Raw genomic sequence first — 1,162 nt, 5'->3', positions numbered from 1 at the left:
CATTCGGTTGAGGTGGTTCACGATGTGGTTCATCCACTCGCTGTTTCTTGTCATTACTTCATTGCTCATAGTTGTCTCGTTTTATTGTTGATACTTACGTTACTCGGTTTACTTGCTGCTTTGGATTAAGTGGCTGTTGTATATTGACAGCCTAACCTGTGCGCTTGCGAAAGCGCATGTCCTTTTTCTTGTCCTCCACTACTGCTACGATAGCCATCACGTCCTCCGGCTTGTAGTAGGTCTTGTGGCTGATTTGCGTATAAGCCAAAGTTCCGTTGTCCCGAAGCGTCTGCACTGTCCGTGGGCAGATGTTGAGCGTCTGACACACGTCCTGCGTGTCGAGCCACTTGTTCATGGTCTTGTCCTCACTGCGCTCACGGATTCTGTCCATGCGCTTCACGAAGTTCTCCAACTGGGCATCAAGATAGTTGAATGCCTCTTCCTCGAATACGATGAATCCCATACTTTTCTTTTTTCTAAGTTAATACTATGTTATATGTCGCAAAGCTCCACGCATATGCTGTGCTCCACGTTTGTGAGTGCAAAGATAAGGCACGGCAATCTAAAAACAAGCGTTTTCAATTTCTGTGGCAGTATGTTGCCGGGGTTTGCCGACTTCAACGCCAAAAACAACAAGAAAAACTTGCACGACTGCAACGAATACATGAACAATGATGAGTTGAGAAATACGTTGAAGTTCTCACAACTATCTCGGTATGCAAATAAGCAAGCCACAACTAAATTGCCACGTTACACCCAATCAGTTGCATGGCTGCACTCAGTACACTTACTTTGCACCCGACAATCGGTCAATGGTGCAAACCGTGACCACTATACTAACAAATAAAACAGCATAAGCTATGGCAAGAACAAAAGATGCAGTCTTGGCTCCTGGGCAAAAGGAGCTGATGGAAAAAGAGTATTTGGATTTTGTTAAACCATCTACGTATGGCAACAAAGCCAATCCAAGTAGTTGTAATTCTCTCTATGATGATGTAGAGAACCCAGAGTTGAGAGCAATTGTAGAGAAAGTTGCTGCAACAACTCCCTATAGAGAGGAAACATCAACGAACGAGGCTCAATCGCCACCGAATCCGCAGAAGCGCATCAGTGGCAAGCAGCGCAAGGCGACATTGGAGGAGTATCAGCAGACCTTCCTCCA

General features: G+C 45.4%; 2 protein-coding genes. One reads left to right on the top strand and one right to left on the bottom strand.

Annotated features, from left to right (window positions below):
• Window positions 1-151: 151 nt before the first annotated feature.
• The gene (locus DXA74_RS15980; RefSeq protein ID WP_008656559.1) at window positions 152-463 is read right to left on the bottom strand and encodes a helix-turn-helix domain-containing protein; all 312 of its coding nucleotides are present in this window, start codon (window positions 461-463) and stop codon (window positions 152-154) included.
• A 397-nt stretch (window positions 464-860) separates the two neighbouring features.
• Between DXA74_RS15980 and DXA74_RS15970 the strand changes: the two genes are divergently transcribed.
• Window positions 861-1,162, top strand: a 302-nt coding sequence (locus DXA74_RS15970) for a DUF3408 domain-containing protein (protein ID WP_118529111.1), incomplete at its 3' end; no start/stop codon positions are given.

The sequence above is a fragment of the Bacteroides sp. OF04-15BH genome, from assembly GCF_003477995.1.
Taxonomy (GTDB): Bacteria; Bacteroidota; Bacteroidia; order Bacteroidales; family Bacteroidaceae; genus Paraprevotella.
Note: the sequence above shows the minus strand (reverse complement) of the source record. Positions and strands in the feature narration are given on the sequence as shown.